Raw genomic sequence first — 17,244 nt, 5'->3', positions numbered from 1 at the left:
GCCTGTAATGAATACAGCCGGGCTTGTTAGAACAACAAGCGGGCGGCACGGCCCTTTTCGCCTGCGGCCCAGCAGTCGCCTTCGGGGGTGCAGTCGACGGTGTCGAAGCTGCCGGCGTCGAAGCGGGTCCAGGTGCGGCCGGAGGTGAAGGTCAGGTCGCTGCCGGTGGGGCCGACGGCCAGGGCGACCGTGCGCGCCCAACCGGGCCAGACGGCGCCGGAGCGGTACTCGGTCGGGGGACGGTCCGCGAGCTGCCACGTGCGGCCGCCGTCGTTGGTGGTGGCCGCTGCGTTCGGGGACGGCTGGCCCAGGCGGTAGTCGCCGCCCACGGCGACGCCGTGGCGGGAGTCGCGGAAGGCCACCGAGAACACGCCCTGGGTATCGCTCGACGGGAGGGGTGTGTCGGCGACCGTCCAGGTGCGGCCGCGGTCGCCGGAGTGGAAGACCCGGGAGCGGGACGCGCCTCCGGTGGCGAGCCACACGTCCTTCTTTCCGTGGCCGACGAGGCATTGGCCGCTGGCGGCGAACGCGAACTCGCCCGGCAGGGCCTCCGGCATTCCCTTGGACGGGAGCACCCGCCAAGTACGTCCGGCGTCCTTGGTGGAGATGATGCGGAAACGGCCGTCCACCGGGTCGCTCATGGCCAGACCGTGGCGGGAGTCGAAGAACGTCATGCAGTCGTAGAACGCCTTGGGGTCGTCGTTCTTGAAGCCGAGTGTCCAGGTGCGGCCACCGTTGGACGTGCTGTAGACGCGGGACGCCTCGCCCTCGCCGATGGCCAGCACGACGGCCCGTTTCGTGTCGAACGCCTCGATATCGCGGAACTCCAGGCCCGCCGCGTCGGGCGGGGCGACGTTCCGCCAGGTCCGGCCGCCGTCGGTCGTTCGTAGAACGGTGCCTCCGCTGCCCGCCAGCCAGGCGGCCCGTTCGCCCACGGCGGCGAGGCCGCGGAACCGCGCGTCCGTCCCGGTCGGCGTGAGCCGCCACTCCGGGCCGCCCCGGCCGGTCTCCGCCTGTGCGGTGGCCGGCATCGCGAGGGAGGCCGCGACCAGCGCCGCACACATTCCGACAAACGACATTCTCCGGGCCAAAGCCCTCATCGGCGTCATGCGCGCAAGCTAACGAAAGATGATCAAGCCGTCCAGGCCCATTTGGTCATGCCCGTCGCGACGAACCCGGCAGGCGTGTCCCACGGTCGGTAAGGGCCGCGCGGACCTGCGCGGGTGTACGCGGCCGAAAGCCGGGCCCTTCGCAACCGCAGGAATGGAAGTCCAGGCCCGCGTTGAGTACCACGTTCAGCGCACGCCACCCGGCCCGGTCGGTCCGTCGAGGCGCCGCGAGGTCTCGACCGGCGTCGATCATGGGGAGTCGGCAGTGCGGGCAGGGCCGCTCGCGCTCGGGGGCGAAGTCGAGCTTGAAGGTCGCGCGGCATGGCAGGCAGACGTAGTGGGTCTTGTAGCGGGCCTCGCCGTACCGGCACATGCGGGGCCTATTCCTCGATCTTGATGCGGAGGCGGCGGAAGCCGCGGCCCTTGTTCTCGACCTTCGCGACCGTGATGCGGCCGATCTGCTTGGTGGACGCCACATGGGTGCCGCCGTCCGCCTGGGTGTCGAGGCCGACGATGTCGACGATCCGCACGTCCTGCACTTCGGGCGGTACCAGGTTCGTCGCCGTCCGGATGATGTCGGGGATCTCGAACGCCTCGGCGCGCGGCAGCGTCCTGATGTCGATGCGCCGGTCGGCCTCGACCTCGGCGTTGCAGGCGTCCTCGACGGCCTGCTTGAAGCCGGGCGGGACCTCGCGCAGGTCGAAGTCCATGCGAGCGGTCAGCGGGTTCATATTGCCGCCCGTGACGAGACAGCCGTAGTCGCGGAAGACCACGCCGCACAGCAGGTGCAGGCCGGAGTGGGTGCGCATCAGGGCGGTCCGGCGGGCGTCCTCAACGGCGCCTTCGACGACGGTGCCGACCGGCGGGACGGGGTCGTCCTCCACCGGGATCAGGACCAGGTCGTCGCCCTTGCGGACACCGGCGATCCGGGTCTGTACGCCCTGCCAGAGCAGGACGCCGTGGTCCGGCGGTTGCCCGCCGCCGCCCGGGTAGAAGGCCGACCGGTCGAGGACGATCCCGTCCGGGCCCGAGTCGAGGACGATCGCCTCCCACTCGCGCAGGGCCTGGTCGTCCAGTTCCAGCCGGGCCGTCCGCCCGAGTTTCTCCATGGCCTCACCCTAGTCACCAGGGGCCGTAGGGGCCCGAGTGAGAGTTGCCGCCGTTGCGCTTCTTGAACGGGGCGACCGCCGGGCGGACGTCCGCGAGGTAGACGGAGGCGGCGATGAACGCGGCGACCGGGAGGATGCCCAGCAGCAGCGCGATGGGGCTCGCGCCGAGCGCCGCGGGGGCGACCGCGTAGGCGCCGCCGACCACGGTCGTGACGATCAGCACGATCGTCCACATCTTCTTGCGCCACTTGCCGGCCGCGCTGAAGGCGCTCTCGGGCACGGTCAGCGAGTCGATCAGCGCCCACGCCTCCATCACGAACGCGATGATCAGCAGTAGCCAGAAGAAGTAGTCCAGCACATTGAAACTTGCCATCGGCGATCAGCGCTCCTCGTCTCGGACGGCGACTCCACGTCGATACCCCAACCCTATGCGCGCCGTCCACCGGAAAGCCCGGAGGTGGAGAACCGGTCTCGACGGACGACGGGGCCCGGCCGCGTGCTCCGCGTCCGGGCCCCGACGAGATCGCGCGCTCAGGCGCCGGTCTTCCTGGTCGTGGACCGGGTCCGTGTGCCCCGCCTCGGCTGCGGTGCCCTGGCCTTCGCGGCCGGCTTCGCGTCGGCGGTGATCTCGGCGGCCTCGGCGGCCTCACGGTGCACGACCTTCTTGCCGCGCTCGGCGAGTTCGTCGATCAGCCCGACGGCCCGGATGCCGACATGTGTGGCGTAGGCGACGGCGGCGCCGGGCAGTTCCCGGGCGTCGACGCGCTCCTGGTAGCGGGAGACCTCGCCGCGGTAGCGCGCCACCCTGCCGCGGACCTGCACGCGGTAGCGGTCGACGGTCTCGCGGACCTCGCCCTGGTACTTCGTCGCGGTCTCCCGGGCACGGCCCTGGTACCTGGTCATCTGCTCGGGAACCTCGCGGAGCTTCTGCACCGCGAGGTCGCCGGCGCCGGCCACGGCGTACACGGCCTTGTTCTCTCGCAGATTGCTGGCCAGCGTCATCCGACCTCTTCCTTTCCGTCCTGTCTCGGTGTGTTCGGTTCGTGTTCGGGCGCGTCCGGGGCCGGCGCGGCGCGCTCTGCCGAGAACACGCCGGCGGCCTCGTTCTCCTTGAGGAACGACGCGTAGATGTCGAGCAGAACCTGCTTCTGCCGCTCCGTGAGGAGCACATCGCCCCGGACGGCGTTGTGCACGTCCGTCTCGACCTCGCGGTCTTCGAGGATCCCGGCCTGCACGTACAGCGCCTCGGCGGAGATCCGCAGCCCCTTGGCGATCTGCTGCAGGATCTCGGCGCTCGGCTTGCGCAGGCCGCGCTCGATCTGGCTCAGGTACGGGTTGGATATCCCGGAGACGTCCGCGAGCTGACGCAGCGAGATCTTCGCCCGCGTCCGCTGTTCCCGGATGTACTCCCCGATCGAGCCGACCTTCGAACCTGTCATATCCCCACCCTGCGCCAAAGTGCTTGCAATTGCAAGCGCCCGGCTAGCGCAGCTCAGGGTGAGTCCGGTCACGACCTGGCGGCGATCCGCTGAACGCAGCCGCCGCCGACCCGACCGGCGCGGAGACGCCCGATCGAGCGTTCTGGACGGCGGGGCCCGCTTCGATCCCCAGAGAACCGTCCGCCGCGGTGCCGAGGCGGGACCCAGGGAAGATCAATGTATCTGGGGGGACATAGGAGGCGGCCGACGTGCAGCGGCCTGCATTTCTTCGCCTTGGCCCCCACTTCGCCGCCGTCACCATAGTCGCGTGGAGCAATTGCGCCCAACACATCTTCCGTGGCGACTTGATAGGTGATTCAAGTCGCAAATAACATAGAGGAACCAAAGATGAAGTCGCCCGATCACAAGCGCCTCGAAATAGAACCAAGCCCCTAGCGGGTTTGGGTGTTGCCAGGGTGGGGTAGGTCGTACGGTTCCGCAGGCTCACGGCGCGCGCGACGGCCGGAGAGGCTAACACGCGACCGCTCTTCCGAAACAGAGAAGACGTGTCTCATTCTGTTTCATCTCACGGTCATTCCGTCTTTTATCGTTTCAGGGGTTCACGTGCACCGGACGGGAGCCCAGGATGGGTTTCAGTCAAAGGTTGGGATGACCGCCGGAGCACTTGATGAAGAATTCAAGGGCTCAGCTGACCCGGCGGCACCCCAATCGGCGGGTCGTGAGAACGACCCAGGATCCGGAACGGGAGATGGGGGCGTATGGCCGTGTCGCAAAGCATCGTTCGCCTGTGCGCACTGTCCCCCGCGCTGGTCGCGGCGACACGGCCGGCGGGTGGCGGCGGACTTCTGATCGCTGCTTCCGGCGTCTCCTTCGACCATTGCAGACATGCCCGAATCGCCCCCGCGCAGCGTGAGAGGCTCTCTGGCCTGACCTTGTTCAGGCGGGCACTGGCCTTCCTGGCCCGGCTGTGGACGGGTACCGCTTCCCGGCCCGTCTGGCCGGCGGTGCCGACGGCTCCCCTGCGGCTCGTACCAGTCGGAGGCAGGACGCCGGTTCGGTCGTATGGTTCCAGCCGGAGGTCGGACCGGGCGCAGGCTTGCGGCGGCCAGCCTTGCAGGCCGCCGCGCTGGTCCGTCGGCCGCAGGCAGCGCACAGTACTTGTCCTTGAGTCACAAACCCCCTGGTCGCGGGCATGGGATGGTCGACGACAGGCTCCGGGGGCAGGTGGGCGAAGGGGTCGCCCCTGCCAGGACCGGCACGTCGGGCACCGTTGGGCCGACCGGGACGGAAATCGAGACGACGATCGTCATGCCGATCCTCGTGCAGTTCCGCTCCAGTACAGGCCCGGGGCGTCTTCCCGGCGGCCTTTGAGGAGCTCCCCCCAACAGGCCGCTCGACCGGTCCTCTCCCCGGCCGCGCACCAGGTGACGCCCCGCCGGCAGCGAAAGCAAGGACAAGCCCTCACCGCCCGGCAGGCCCGGCCGAGGAGCGCGCCTCGGTGCGCGCCCAGGGCCGGCCGCCCCCCGAAACGTCCACCGACCAGGGACCTGTGGACCGGAGGACCCTAGGAGCCACCTCAGACCGCGTCACCGCGTTACCCGGCGCACGAGCCCCTCTGCCATGAACCTCGCACGGCGGCTCGTGCTTTGGCATGCCCGCGAGTTGCTATAAAGCGCCCGCGCACCTAAAATGGGTAATATAAATATAGCTCCCGCGCAGCTGTCTGTTGGCCCGGACGGCGCACGGGGAAAATGACGGCCCCCCGCTAGTCACGGGGGGCCGTCCCTATATGCGAAGTCAAGATCAACCGCCGTCCATTCATTTTCTTCTTCGATTTCGCGGCCCTCATCTCGCTCGGACCACATCCACTGTGGCCAGGCGGTCATCATCTTGATGACCATTACACCTTGGAACGTTCCGCCGCCATTGTGATCATCGGAGTCGACCGAGACGGTCATAGGTGTGCAAAAGTTCCCACAGACCCCCCGGTGCCGTTCCGTTGCCGCTTCGTCTACCATCGGATGGTAAATCCAGTACTGATCGGAGTGGCGACCTGACTACTCGCCTGCGGCTCCGAGGAAAGGGCAAGCAAGACGCCGTCCGGGCCAACAACTGAAAGACAGGTGAAGGGGTTTGAGAACCCTGCATTCTCCGCCGTACTGGCGGATCACCAGGACACTCCTGGTGCTGCTGCTGACTCAGCTGTTCGTGGCCGTGCTGCTGGACGCCGGCTACGACCTGGCACAGGCGCTCACCGCGGCAAGCGCCGTGTGCGTGATGGCGCAGATCATCGTCCGGCTGCTCGGCGAGGACGGGACCGGCTCACAGCCGCGCCCCCCGCAGCCGCCATCGCAGTCACCCACACAGCCGCCCTCGGGCAGCGACTTCTAGTCCGGCGATCCGTTCCGGGGGCGGCATCCCAGGCCGCCCCCGGACGGAGCAGGGAGAACACGATCATGGATGAGGTCGAACAGAAGGTACAGCGGTTCGCGCTGGGGCTGCGACACGTACGCCGGCACGCCGGTGACCCCTCCTACCGCACCCTCAGCAACAAGATGAACTACTCCTACTCCACCGTCAGCCGGATGCTCAATGGCCAGATCTTCCCGCGTTGGGAGACCGTCGAGCAGTTCCTGCGGGCCTGCAAGGTCAACGAGAACGCGCTCGACGGACGCTGGCGGACGCGATGGCTGGAGATCGCCGAGCTGATCTCACCGATCGGCGAGACCGTCCCCTACGAGGACGACGACGAGTTCGCCGACGCCACCGAGCCACCGACCCGTCCCACCATGGAGTGCCCCCAGTGCGGGGCGCTCATCGTCAACCCGCTGCGGCACCAGGCCTGGCACGCCGCACTCGCTCGTGGCCGCGGTCCTCAGCGGCCATCCGCGACCGGACAGCACCAGCAGGGCCTGCGCCGAGCCTCGGGTTGACCGCACCACCAACATAAGGAGGGGCCCCCAAAGGGGGTCCCTCTTTGTGTCTCCAGGACGACCCAGGGCTCGCAACTCACGGCCTCGCGGGCAGCGGCGGCCGCCCACCCGGCCGTTGGCGACACGACTTCGTGCACCACTCCGACCGGCGTCCAGCACTCCGGTCGGTCACCACGAACGCGCTGCCCGCCGGACACGACGAGGACACGGGCCCGCGGCGGATGGTCATCACGACCGTACCGGTCCCTGCCTGACGATCGGCGGCACAGTCGGCGTCGGCGCGAGGCCGGGCGAGCGCGGCAGCTCGCGGACACGTTCGTCCGCGGATCAGTCCTCGCCGGACGAACCGTCCACGGCCGCGCCGAGTTCTCCGGGGCACTCACCGGGCACCACGGCCCGGGAGCCGCTCGATATGTGTGCCTTCGACGTCGAGCGCGTCCCGGCCTCGCCGTTGACGGTTCGGCGAGGGTTCGGTCACGTGGGCGGGGTCAGCTGACTCTGGAGGGTGGGGCCGTCCAGGTGTTGCAGGCGGCCAGGTCGAGTTCGTTGAAGCCGGTGACGACCCAGCCCGCGTAGTGGCGTCCCGAGCCGTGGTCGCGTTTCTCCGGGGGCAGGTGGTCCTCGCCGCGGCCGCGAAGGTCGACGATCATGGTGGTGTACTGGTCGCGCGTCATCGGCAGCGTGGCGCGCTCGGCGCCGAGGAACGCGCCGGCGAGGCACTGCGCCTGGAGTTCGATGCGGCGGCTCGTGTCGTTGCGGGTGCCGGTGTCGGCGGAGTCCATCTTGCGGTCGGCGTAGAGGAGGATCCCGGCGCGGTCCTGGACGTGGTGCCCGTACTCGTGCGCGATGACCCGCGCGAAGACGGCGTAGTGGGACAGCGGCTGGTCGCCGGAGGTCTCGACGACATGCCGGAGCCCCACGTACATCGTGTTGTTGGCCGGGCAGTAGAAGGCGGACGCGCCGGACGCCGGGTAGGTGCCGCACGGGCTGCGTCCCGGCTCCAGCCAGAACACACGGTCGGGTTTGTCGAACCGCATTCCGGCCTTCTGGAACTGGCGCGACCAGGAGACGTCCAGGCAGTCGCTCAGCACGTCCATGAACCGGCGCATGGACTCCGAGGTCGGATCGATCCGGGGCAGGCTGCAGTTCACCGGCGTCAGGGCGCCGGTCGCGTAGAGCTTGCTGCCGGTGGCGCTCGCGCGCGTGGGTGTTCCGCCGGACGACGCGGTGGGACGGGCGCCGGCGGTACCGTCCTGGGCGCCGAGGAGCGTGAGCCCGAGGATGCCGAGCACGACCAGCGCGGTGATGCCGCCGAAGATGCCCGCGATCATCGCGCCGGTGGAGCGGCGCGGCGCCGGACGCGCGTAGTGGTACGGCGAGCCGCCCTGCCGACCGTGCGGTGGGGGCGGATACGGCGGGCCGTACCCGGGTCGCCCGTAACCGGAGGGACCGTGGCCGGAACTCCCGTACGGTGGCGCCGGGGGTCGCGACGGAGGGGGCGGAGGGTACTGACCAGCCATAGGAGGGCATCATCGCACGCATTGCCGATACCATTTGCGGCCATGTCTGCTCTTGCGGCGATGTTCCGGACGCGGTCGGTGGTCGTGACGGCGTCGACCACCCTGCTGGCGACGTTCCTGGTCACGGGACTGTCGGCCGCTCTGACGTCCGCGTCCGCGGCGGGGGCCGAGACCCCGCTCAACCAGGCCGCCGCGGCGGAACGCGTTCTGAAGGACGAGGCCGTCCTCACCACGGGTCAGGGTGGTGTGACCCATGTGAAGGAGACGATCCGCTACCGGTTCGCCGGACAGAACGGCTTCCAGCGGACATATCCCACCCGCAACCATGAGAGCCTCACCGAGGACCGTGTCTACAAGATCGAGAATCTGCGGGCGAGCAGCCCCGACGGTGGGCCCACCAAGGTCGAGACGTCCAGCGCGGACACCAGGACGAGGGTCGAGGTGACCGGTGGCGCGAAGCTGACCGGTGACCGCACGGTCGTCCTGGAGTACGACGTGCGCGGCGCGATCACGCCGATGGGCGCGGCGGAGGAGCTGCGCTGGCCGGTGATCGGCGGCTGGAAGGTGCCGCTGGACGAGGCGCGCGCGACCGTGGACGGCGGCGTGGCCATCCGCAACGTCAACTGCTTCACCGGGCCGATCGGCAGCATGATCGGCTGCACGCAGTACTACATGAACCACACGCACACGCAGGGCGTCTTCGCGCAGCAGGGGATGCTGCCGGGCGAGTACCTCGTGGTCGTCGCGGGCCTTCCGGCGGGCACCACCGGCGGCCGTGCACTCTACGAGCGGCGCCACACGGTCGCGACGGCGTTCTCGGTCAACGCCGTCACCGGTTCGGCGCTCGCCGGGCTGCTGGTGCTGCTCTGCGGCGGCGTCGGCGCCCTCTACCTGCTTCGCGGACGCGACGCGCGGGTCGTCGGGAAGAAGGCCGCCGAGGGTGATCACGCGCCGGTCTCCGGTTCGGAGTTCGAGCCGCCGGACGGGGTGCGTCCCGGACAGATCGGCACGCTGATCGACGAGCAGGCCGACGTGATCGACGTGACCGCGACGATCGTCGACCTCGCCGTGCGCGGCTACCTGCTGATCGAGGAGGAGGACCGGGCCCGGACCGGGCGGCTCGACTGGACGCTGCGCCGTCTCGACCGTCCGCAGGTCGATCTGCTGCCGTATGAGCGGATCCTCCTCGACGCGCTGCTGACCGCCCCCGACGGCAGCGCGCGCGACGCGGTCAAGCTGTCGGAGCTCGGCGGGACGTTCGCCACGAAGCTCGCCCAGGTGAGGTCGGCGATGTACGAGGACGTGGTGAAGCAGGGCTGGTTCGCGCGGCGGCCCGACACCGTCCGTTCCCGGTGGACGATCGCCGGCATCGTGATCACGCTGCTCGGCATCGGCGGGACCGTCGCGCTGGCGCTCACCACCGAATGGGCCCTCGCCGGGCTCGCGCTGATCATCGCGGGTGCGGCGCTGGCGTACGGCGGCCAGTACATGCCCGCGAAGACCGCGCGCGGCGCCACGGTGCTCGCGCACACCATCGGATTCCGCGCGTTCCTGGAGCGCGGCACCATCCCCGACAGTGACGTGTACGGGGAGGGCGGTCTCGCGTCGCGGCAGCGGATCGCGCTGTTCTCGCGGTTCCTGCCGTACGCGGTGGTGTTCGACGCCGTCCCGAAGTGGGCGGAGACGGTCAAGGACGCGGGCGAACGGGCCGAGGGCGCCGACAACCTCTACTGGTACGAGGGCCCGGCCGAGTGGGACCTGTCGAAGTTCGCCGAGTCGATGCGCGTCTTCACCCTGGCCACCTCCGGTTCCATCTCCCAGTCGCGCGGTATGTGAGCCCCGGACGGTTAATGACCTGACGGCGGGTACTGGTGGGGCGAGGAGGTGTCCCTCATGCTCGCCAGCCCCCTCGTCGCGGGCTCCGTCCTCGCCGACTCGACCCGGCTCGGGGACGCGTACTTCATGGCCATCGGGCCCGCGGTCATCTTCGCCGTCCTGATCGTCTGGATCCTGATCACGCTGATGACCGCGCGGAAGCCGCCGCCCACCCGGCACAGGAGCAGCGGCCTGCCGCATCGCGGGCCCGTGCAGGGCGGGGTCATCTCGGGCAGCCCGTCCCAGCGGACGCGCCGTGACCCGGCCCCTTCGGAGACCCGCCGCGAAGCCATGGCGGACATCAGCCGCGCGCAGGAACGCGAGGCGGAGGAGCGCAGGCCGGCGAAACGCCACTTCGGTCGCCGCAGACCCCGCTGACCTCGCCGCGCCGCAAGAACGCGACGCCCGCCGGATCATTCCCCTTGCCCCATGCCCCGGTCCGGCGGGCGTCGTTCCGTTCGTCGCGGCCCCAAGTAAGATGTCTGACGTCTTACTGAGGAGGTTCCGGTGGGCCTGAGTCCCGTCCCCGGCGGTTCGACCGTCGACGCCGTGCTCGACCAGCTTCAGGCGCAGGTCAGCGACGGTTCCTGGCCGGTCGGCACACGCATCCCGGCCGAGACGGAGCTGGCCGCGCGGCTCGGGGTGAGCCGTCCGGCCGTCCGGGAGGCGATCCGGGCGCTGACGCATGTCGGGGTTCTGGAGGTGCGGCGCGGCGCAGGGACGTACGTCCGCACGACCGCGAACCCCCGGCCCCTCCTGAGCCGCCTGGCGCGCGCGTCCATCCGCGACTTCTTCGAGCTGCAGCTCGCCTACGACGTGCAGGCGGCCCGGCTCGCGGCGCGCCGCCGCACCGACGCCGACCTGGAGCGGCTGGAGGTGCTGCTCCGCGCCCGCGACGAGGCCACCGACGCGGACGCGTTCGGCGACGCCGACACGGCCTTCCACCTCGGTGTCGCGGAGGCGTCCCGCAACCCCGTGCTGATCGAGGCGATGCGTTACTTCATCGACCTGCAACGCGAGTCGATGCGCGCCGTCCGGCTCGACCACGAGATCCCCGAGGCCGGTCCGGGACCGCACCGCGCCGTCCTGGACGCGATCGTCGCGGGCGACCCGGAGGCCGCGGCGTCGGCGGCCGCCTCGGTGGTCGAACCCACACTCGCCGTCCTGGACGGCCTCCTCGAACGCGACGCGCGGGCCGAGCGGTGACGCCGCCGAAGCACCGGCGGGCCGGGACGGTCGGGGCGCTGCTGCTGATCGTCCTGGTGGCGATCAACCTGCGGCCGGCGATCGCGATGGTCGGGCCGGTGCTGACCGAGATCAGCGACGACTTCGGCCTGTCCGGGACGGCGGCCGGGGCGCTGACCACGCTGCCGCTGGCGTTCTTCGGCTCCTACGGGCTCCTCGCCGCGTTCCTGCGCCGCGCGCCGCGCAGCGAGACGCTGCTGGTCACCGCGATGGGACTGCTGGTCACAGGGTTGTTGCTGCGGCTCCTCGGCGCTCCCTTCCCGCTGTTCGCCGGCTCACTGATCGCCGGAATCGCGATCAGCATCGGCAATATCGCGATGCCCGCCGTGATCAAACGGGACCATCCGGGGCGGATCACCACGGTGACGGCCGTGTACACGCTCGCGCTGTCGGGCGGCGCGGCCGTGTCGTCCGGGCTGGCCGTCCCGATCGAGGACTGGTTCGACGCGTCATGGCGGCTGCCGCTCGGCCTGCTGGCGGTCCCGGCGGCGCTCGCGGGGCTGATCTGGCTGCCGAAGGCACGCCGGGCCGCGCACGCCGCGCGATCGGCACCGCCCGTGGCGCCCTCGCGCGAGGTGGCGGCGCTGGTGTGGCGGTCGAGGCTGGCATGGCAGGTCACGGCCTTCATGGGCATCCAGTCGCTGCTGGCGTACGTGACGTTCGGCTGGCTCCCGACGATCTGCCAGGACCGGGGGCTGGACGAGTCCGCGGCCGGGTACGTCCTGGCCCTCACCGCCGCGGTGCAGGCGGTCGGTTCGCTGGCCGTCCCGGTGCTGGCCGGCCGGTCACGCGACCAGCGTCCCCTGGTGGTCGCCGCCGTGACACTGACCCTGGTCGGGTTCGCGGGCATGGGCTGGGCGCCGATCGGCTCGGCGTGGATCTGGGCGGTCGTCCTCGGTATCGGCCAGGGCTTCGGGTTCACGACCGCGCTGGCGTTCATCGGCCTGCGCGCCCACGACACGCGGGTCGCGGCGCAACTGTCCGGAATGGCGCAGGGCGTCGGCTATGTCATCGCGGCGGCGGGCCCGCTGACCCTCGGGGCACTGCATGACGCCACCGGCGGTTGGAGCGTTCCGATGGCGGTGGTCGTGCTGATCAGCGCCATCCTGGCCCTCCCCGGCCTGGCGGCGGGACGCACCCGCACGATCGGGGAACCCACCCCACCGGCCCCCAAAAGGATTAACTCGGCTTTTAGCGGACACATCCCTAAATAACCCCATGTGAGGCCGAATATCCCGCCGGGAGGTGGACCGACATGCTCTCCACGATCCTTGCCGATCCGGTGTTGGCCGAGACCGCTCCCCGGGGCCCGATCTGGTGGGCGTTCATCATTCCCGTCGTGGCGGTCGTCGCGCTGGTCGGCCGGCTGTGCATGACGGTTCTGGCGTCGTCCCGGAAGATCCACCCGGACCGTAGGAACGACCAGCACAACCATCGCGGGATGGAACAGGGCGGCACGTACTCCTACCGGCCCGGCATGTTCTCCCACAGCTACCCGCCGAGCCGGGAGTCGCAGTGGGAGGAGTTCCGCAAGGACAACCCGCAGCCCGGCCGGGAGCCGAAGAACCCGTGGCCGGACGGTGTCCTGTACGAACAGACGATCTTCAAGGAGGAGTTCGAGGAGCTGAAGCAGCGCGGGGACGACCCACGCCCTACCGCGTGAAGACGCCCGGCGCCGCCCGGACAGCCCCGACGACTCCTTCCCCGCCGCGAACGTCGACCACCGCCAGCTCGTCCGGCACCTCCGCGCCGAGCGCGCGCAACATGGCGACGGTGACGGGCGTCCGCGCCCGCATCGCCCCATCATCGATTTTGACGGCCCCGGCGCGCCCGTCCGCCAGCGCGAACGCGTCCACGCCCTCCGCGCCGCACTTGACCACCAGCCCTGGAACGGCGTCCATCAACTCCCGTTCCTCACGCCGCGTCCCGGACGTCCACTGCGGATGCGTCCGCATGGCGTCCACGACACGCCGCTCGGGACTGTCCGGCCCGCCCTGAACAAGGGCCCGGAACGCCCGCGCGACCCCGAGCGCGGACACGGCGAACAGCGGCGCCCCGCACCCGTCGACCCCGACCGCCGCGACCGGCTCACCCGCCAGTTCCTCGACGGTCTCCCGCACAGCGACCTGCAACGGATGATCGACGTCCAGATAGGAGTTCGTCGGCCATCCGGCGGCGACACACGTGGCGAGCATCGCCGCATGCTTGCCGGAGCAGTTCATCCGCATCCGCGAGGCCCCACCCCCGCTGCGCGCCCGGTCCTGCCACGTCTGCGGATCGAGCGGCCAGCTCTCCGGACACCGCAAATCGTCGGCCACCAGCCCGACCCCGGCGAGGATCTTCTCCACGCCCTCGACATGAAAGTCCTCGCCGGAGTGGCTCCCCGCCGCGACCGCCAGCAGCTCACCGTCCAACTCCAGCCCGGACCGCAACATCGCGACCGCCTGCATCGGCTTGTTGGCCGACCGCGGAAAGATCGGCGCCTCGACCTCCCCCGCCCGCACCACGACCGCCCCGTCCCCGGCGAGCCCCACGGCCACCCCGCGATGCCGCGACTCCACGAACCCGGACCGTTCCACCTCGACCAACACCGGATTGCTCTCCACCAGCCCCCCTCACCGAACAGCCACCGCCCCCTGCACCAGCGGCCCCACTCACCACCAACTACCCACCCGACCAACGACCATCCCAGCGCCGACTGAACCGGAATGGTCTCTCGCGCCGCTTGATGTCCGACAGTCCCACGACGAGCATCGACCCCCGCACCCTGGGCTACGCCTCGGCCGGAGGCGACCTGGCGATGGGTGCCGCGCTGCCCGGTGTCGTCGCCCGAGAGCACCGTGACGGCGACCGCTACACCTTGCGCCTCTGGGCACCCGACGCCTGGGCGACGGCCACCTACGAACCCGGCCGCGCGTCCTACGACGTCCAGCAGGCGGGTGACCGCGCCCTGTGGGACGACGCCCTCAACGCCTACTTCGCCTGGATAACCAACGGCAGCGCCGCACAGAGCTTCACCTTCACCAATCTGCCCGGCACCACGCATTACATGATCAAACCGCTGGCCGCACAGAACATGTGCGCCGACGCCGGGAATCTGAACTCCGGTGACGTACCGGTCCTGCGGCCGTGCACCAACAGCACGGCACAGCAGTACGAGTACCAGCCCGACGTGTAAGCACCGTTCAGAACCGACCCCGATGGGCCCCTTCCACCGCTGCGCAGCGGAAGGGGCCCATCGTTATGAGTCTGTGGTCACCGGCCAGAGCTGCAGCAAGTACCGGTCCTGCCCATCGTCAGCAATCTCCATCATTGGATCCTCGGCGCGGCCGAAGCCGCGACAACGCACGGTGTAGGGACCTGACGGCAGCCAGTTGAAGGTGACTTCCGCCAAGGGCCACCGACCAGTGCCTGTCTCAGAGACTGCGAGTTCCTCCACACGGTTCCAGACAGTTGAGGACTCGACCTGCCAGGTGACCGTACTCTCCTGTGGTGGTGGTCCACCCCAGACCTCGACGGTCAACCAAACCCCTGGATTCTCCGAGGTGTTGACCCAGAGCGCAGAGTGCTCAGGAACCCAATTAAACACAGCTCCCGTGCTTGGAATTTCCCTGAGGAGACGCTGCAACTCTTCAGGGTCTCCCTGACCTGCGTCCCCCACCGTGAACGAAGGCATCGAAGGATCGACCGGCGCCTCAACCCTGAAGATCAACTCACTTTTCATGTTATCCCAGTGGCTCGCCTGCATCGGCGGTCCGCGGCTAACTCGCGCCCGCCGCGATGTCCGTGGCAGCTACCATCATACTTTCGACCGCTTATGTGATCGAGCCCTCGGTAGCCTCGGCGACGATGGCTCTATCGACCCGGATGAGCTGGTGCGTCGACCGTCCGATACCGGGGTCACTCCTGGGATGGCGCCTGGAGGGTTGCCTTCAGAGTTGCCGTTGAGGTCTTTCAGCCTCCTAACTTTGTTGAACCGCTTCTGATCGTCTGCCGATCGCTCAAATTTTTTTGAACTCGGAGGGCCGCCCGTGCCGGCTCCTTGCTCACGCGTGCGATCATGCGGGAACTTGAATTGTCAACTGGACGAGGCCAGGGGCACACCGGGCTTACCTCGAAATGCGAGTTTTGCCGCACGTAGCTCCGCCCCTCTTCCAAAGCGATCTTGTTAAGCGCCGCGCGATCTTACCGGACAGCCGGCACACTCTACGTGTCTTGATGGACGCGAATGGTAATCGTACGGTAGATGTGCCAACTGCTAGCGCCTGGCAAAGCTCAGGAGGCGGAAGGAGAGCGCAGTGGGTAGGCACGAAGATCCGGCCGAGAAGAACGGGCACAAGCCCGACAAGCCGATCCCGCCGCCCCCGGACAAGGGCGACAAGGGTGACGGCAAGCGAGGGAAATGATGAGCGGGGACGTCATGCGGCGCTTGGAAGCGCTCACCGAGCGTTTGACCGCTGCTGGGTGGCTCACCAATGGTGCGGTCCGGAGCGCGCTGGTTGACGTTCCCCGGCACTTCTTCGTGCCCACACTGGCCTGGACGGGCGAGGGGGAACGCGTCAGTCAGACCAACGACCCGGACGCGTGGCTCGACCTCGCATACGCGGACGAAGCGATCATCACCCAGCTCGACGACGGTGACACCGACATGGCGACCGGCGACGGACAGTACACCTCGTCGCTGTCGGCGCCGAGCACGGTCGTTTCGTTGCTGGAACTCCTCGACCTCGAAGACGGGCATCGCGTCCTGGACGTCGGCACCGGAACCGGGTGGACGGCCGCGCTCTTGGCCCGCATTGTCGGACCGGGCAACGTCACCAGTGTCGAAGTAAACCCACGGATCGCCGAACAAGCAGCGGCCAACCTCGCACGAGCCCAGATCTCGCCCACGCTCACGGTCGGAGACGGCGCGAAGGGGTGGGCTCCCAACGCCCCCTACGACCGCGTGCACGCCACGTGCGCGGTTGCGCGGGTGCCCTACGCGTGGATCGAGCAGACGCGGCCGGGCGGGGTGATCGTCACGCCCTACGCCCCGGGGTTCAACTCGGCCCACGAGTTGCGGCTCGTCGTGCTACCCGACGGGACGGCGGTGGGCCGCTTCACCGGCTACGCCTCATACATGATGATGCGCGACCACCGTCACCCCGACTGGAAACCTGCTGCGCTCGACGTCCGACAGTCCACGACGAGCATCGACCCCCGCACCCTCGGCTACGCCCCCGCCGGAGGCGACCTGGCGATGGGTGCCGCGCTGCCCGGTGTCGTCGCCCGAGGGCACCGCGACGGCGACCGCTACACCTTGCGCCTCCGGGCACCCGACGCCTGGGCGACGGCCACCTACGAACCCGGCCGCGCGTCCTACGACGTCCAGCAGGCGGGTGACCGCGCCCTGTGGGACGACGCCCTCAACGCCTACTTCGCCTGGATAACCAACGGCAGCCCCGACCACACCCGCTACACCCTCACCGTCACCCCCAAAGGCGAACACACCCGACTCGCCCGAGCGTAGATTCCGCCGAACTGAGCAACGTGTCCCCCGAACCGGTGGCCCGGGGGACAAGTTAGGCAACGTCAGGTCAGGTCGTAGCGGCCGTGCCGGATCTCCTCAAACAACGCCGCCACTGTGACCACACTGAACGCGTGGAACGGGCCGTTCGGATCCTTGCTGTCACGCGCACCAATCACGGACGGAAACCGCGCAAGCTCCACACAGTTCTCACCGTTCGCACCGGACCTGGCGCTCTTACGCCAATTCACTCGCTCCAACCTTCACCACCTCTCAAGAAGATCGGCGCGCCCAACGATTAAAGTCAAGGCACGTCGTAGCGACCACGCCGAATGTCCTCGAACAAAGCCGCCACCTCGACCGCGCTGAACGCGTGTATTGGCCCGTCCGGGTCCTTGCTATCGCGTGCCCCAATGGCATTTGAGAGCTTGGCGAGCTCCACACAGTTTTCACCGTTGCTGCTCGACCTAGTGGCCTTACACCACTTCACTTGCCCCAATCTTCCACC

The 17,244-nt window shown here is 69.2% G+C and carries 20 protein-coding genes; 9 read left to right on the top strand and 11 right to left on the bottom strand.

Annotated elements, in window-relative coordinates:
• Window positions 1-26: 26 nt before the first annotated feature.
• The 6 genes from BZB76_RS27940 to BZB76_RS34345 form a co-directional block, all read right to left on the bottom strand.
• A complete protein-coding gene (locus BZB76_RS27940) occupies window positions 27-1,064 on the bottom strand; it encodes a WD40/YVTN/BNR-like repeat-containing protein (protein ID WP_246007252.1) in 1,038 nt (345 codons plus the stop codon).
• Window positions 1,065-1,489: 425 nt separating this feature from the next.
• The gene (locus BZB76_RS27930) at window positions 1,490-2,218 is read right to left on the bottom strand and encodes an alanyl-tRNA editing protein (RefSeq protein ID WP_121437373.1); all 729 of its coding nucleotides are present in this window, start codon (window positions 2,216-2,218) and stop codon (window positions 1,490-1,492) included.
• 13 nt (window positions 2,219-2,231) lie between these two features.
• Complete coding sequence (locus tag BZB76_RS27925) at window positions 2,232-2,591, bottom strand: DUF2516 family protein (RefSeq protein WP_246007251.1); 360 nt, start codon at window positions 2,589-2,591, stop codon at window positions 2,232-2,234.
• 158 nt (window positions 2,592-2,749) lie between these two features.
• Window positions 2,750-3,220, bottom strand: a complete 471-nt coding sequence (locus BZB76_RS27920; protein WP_121437371.1) for a hypothetical protein — start codon at window positions 3,218-3,220, stop codon at window positions 2,750-2,752.
• Entirely contained in the window at window positions 3,217-3,657 is a 441-nt protein-coding gene (locus tag BZB76_RS27915; RefSeq protein WP_121437370.1) for a helix-turn-helix domain-containing protein, read from the bottom strand. The genes BZB76_RS27920 and BZB76_RS27915 overlap by 4 nt, the downstream gene beginning before the upstream one ends.
• Before the next feature lie 1,769 nt (window positions 3,658-5,426).
• Window positions 5,427-5,615 carry a hypothetical protein gene (locus tag BZB76_RS34345; RefSeq protein ID WP_147449578.1) on the bottom strand — a complete coding sequence of 63 codons (189 nt, stop codon included), beginning with the start codon at window positions 5,613-5,615 and terminating at the stop codon, window positions 5,427-5,429.
• Window positions 5,616-5,790: 175 nt separating this feature from the next.
• On the opposite strand from BZB76_RS34345, the gene BZB76_RS27910 reads away from it, so the two are divergent.
• Both BZB76_RS27910 and BZB76_RS27905 read left to right on the top strand, forming a co-directional pair.
• Window positions 5,791-6,048: a hypothetical protein gene (locus BZB76_RS27910; protein WP_147449577.1), complete on the top strand. Its 258-nt coding sequence runs from the start codon at window positions 5,791-5,793 to the stop codon at window positions 6,046-6,048.
• A 65-nt stretch (window positions 6,049-6,113) separates the two neighbouring features.
• The gene (locus BZB76_RS27905; protein WP_121437368.1) at window positions 6,114-6,590 is read left to right on the top strand and encodes a helix-turn-helix domain-containing protein; all 477 of its coding nucleotides are present in this window, start codon (window positions 6,114-6,116) and stop codon (window positions 6,588-6,590) included.
• Window positions 6,591-7,078: 488 nt separating this feature from the next.
• On the opposite strand, the gene BZB76_RS27900 is transcribed toward BZB76_RS27905, so the two are convergent.
• A complete protein-coding gene (locus tag BZB76_RS27900) occupies window positions 7,079-8,110 on the bottom strand; it encodes a neutral zinc metallopeptidase (RefSeq protein ID WP_121437367.1) in 1,032 nt (343 codons plus the stop codon).
• A gap of 42 nt (window positions 8,111-8,152) precedes the next feature.
• Here BZB76_RS27900 and BZB76_RS27895 point away from each other — a divergent pair, with 42 nt between their 5' ends.
• From BZB76_RS27895 to BZB76_RS27875, 5 genes are all read left to right on the top strand, one after another.
• Window positions 8,153-9,946: a DUF2207 domain-containing protein gene (locus BZB76_RS27895; protein ID WP_246007250.1), complete on the top strand. Its 1,794-nt coding sequence runs from the start codon at window positions 8,153-8,155 to the stop codon at window positions 9,944-9,946.
• A 57-nt stretch (window positions 9,947-10,003) separates the two neighbouring features.
• The gene (locus tag BZB76_RS27890) at window positions 10,004-10,363 is read left to right on the top strand and encodes a hypothetical protein (protein WP_121437365.1); all 360 of its coding nucleotides are present in this window, start codon (window positions 10,004-10,006) and stop codon (window positions 10,361-10,363) included.
• A 129-nt stretch (window positions 10,364-10,492) separates the two neighbouring features.
• On the top strand, window positions 10,493-11,191 hold the full coding sequence (locus tag BZB76_RS27885; protein WP_211343219.1) for a FadR/GntR family transcriptional regulator: 699 nt from the start codon (window positions 10,493-10,495) through the stop codon (window positions 11,189-11,191).
• A complete protein-coding gene (locus tag BZB76_RS27880; RefSeq protein ID WP_246007249.1) occupies window positions 11,188-12,444 on the top strand; it encodes a CynX/NimT family MFS transporter in 1,257 nt (418 codons plus the stop codon). The genes BZB76_RS27885 and BZB76_RS27880 overlap by 4 nt, the downstream gene beginning before the upstream one ends.
• A 41-nt stretch (window positions 12,445-12,485) precedes the next feature.
• Entirely contained in the window at window positions 12,486-12,893 is a 408-nt protein-coding gene (locus tag BZB76_RS27875) for a hypothetical protein (protein ID WP_121437364.1), read from the top strand.
• On the opposite strand, the gene BZB76_RS27870 is transcribed toward BZB76_RS27875, so the two are convergent.
• Window positions 12,883-13,836 (bottom strand): asparaginase, encoded by a 954-nt coding sequence (locus tag BZB76_RS27870; protein ID WP_121437363.1) that lies wholly within the window; start codon window positions 13,834-13,836, stop codon window positions 12,883-12,885. The two genes, BZB76_RS27875 and BZB76_RS27870, sit on opposite strands and share 11 nt — an antisense overlap.
• Window positions 13,837-13,958: 122 nt before the next feature.
• On the opposite strand from BZB76_RS27870, the gene BZB76_RS27865 reads away from it, so the two are divergent.
• The gene (locus BZB76_RS27865; protein WP_121437362.1) at window positions 13,959-14,408 is read left to right on the top strand and encodes an RICIN domain-containing protein; all 450 of its coding nucleotides are present in this window, start codon (window positions 13,959-13,961) and stop codon (window positions 14,406-14,408) included.
• Window positions 14,409-14,471: 63 nt separating this feature from the next.
• Here BZB76_RS27865 and BZB76_RS34340 read toward each other — a convergent pair whose 3' ends face one another.
• Window positions 14,472-14,978: a hypothetical protein gene (locus BZB76_RS34340; protein WP_147449576.1), complete on the bottom strand. Its 507-nt coding sequence runs from the start codon at window positions 14,976-14,978 to the stop codon at window positions 14,472-14,474.
• 672 nt (window positions 14,979-15,650) lie between these two features.
• Here BZB76_RS34340 and BZB76_RS27855 point away from each other — a divergent pair.
• Window positions 15,651-16,739 carry a methyltransferase domain-containing protein gene (locus BZB76_RS27855; RefSeq protein WP_170180780.1) on the top strand — a complete coding sequence of 363 codons (1,089 nt, stop codon included), beginning with the start codon at window positions 15,651-15,653 and terminating at the stop codon, window positions 16,737-16,739.
• 62 nt (window positions 16,740-16,801) lie between these two features.
• On the opposite strand, the gene BZB76_RS27850 is transcribed toward BZB76_RS27855, so the two are convergent.
• Both BZB76_RS27850 and BZB76_RS27845 read right to left on the bottom strand, forming a co-directional pair.
• On the bottom strand, window positions 16,802-16,987 hold the full coding sequence (locus BZB76_RS27850; protein WP_281273917.1) for a DUF397 domain-containing protein: 186 nt from the start codon (window positions 16,985-16,987) through the stop codon (window positions 16,802-16,804).
• 53 nt (window positions 16,988-17,040) lie between these two features.
• The gene (locus BZB76_RS27845) at window positions 17,041-17,226 is read right to left on the bottom strand and encodes a DUF397 domain-containing protein (protein ID WP_281273916.1); all 186 of its coding nucleotides are present in this window, start codon (window positions 17,224-17,226) and stop codon (window positions 17,041-17,043) included.
• Window positions 17,227-17,244 lie beyond the last annotated feature (18 nt).

This window comes from Actinomadura pelletieri DSM 43383, assembly GCF_003634705.1.
In the GTDB taxonomy this organism is placed as follows: domain Bacteria; phylum Actinomycetota; class Actinomycetes; order Streptosporangiales; family Streptosporangiaceae; genus Spirillospora; species Spirillospora pelletieri.
This window is presented reverse-complemented; position numbering and strand designations above follow the sequence as displayed.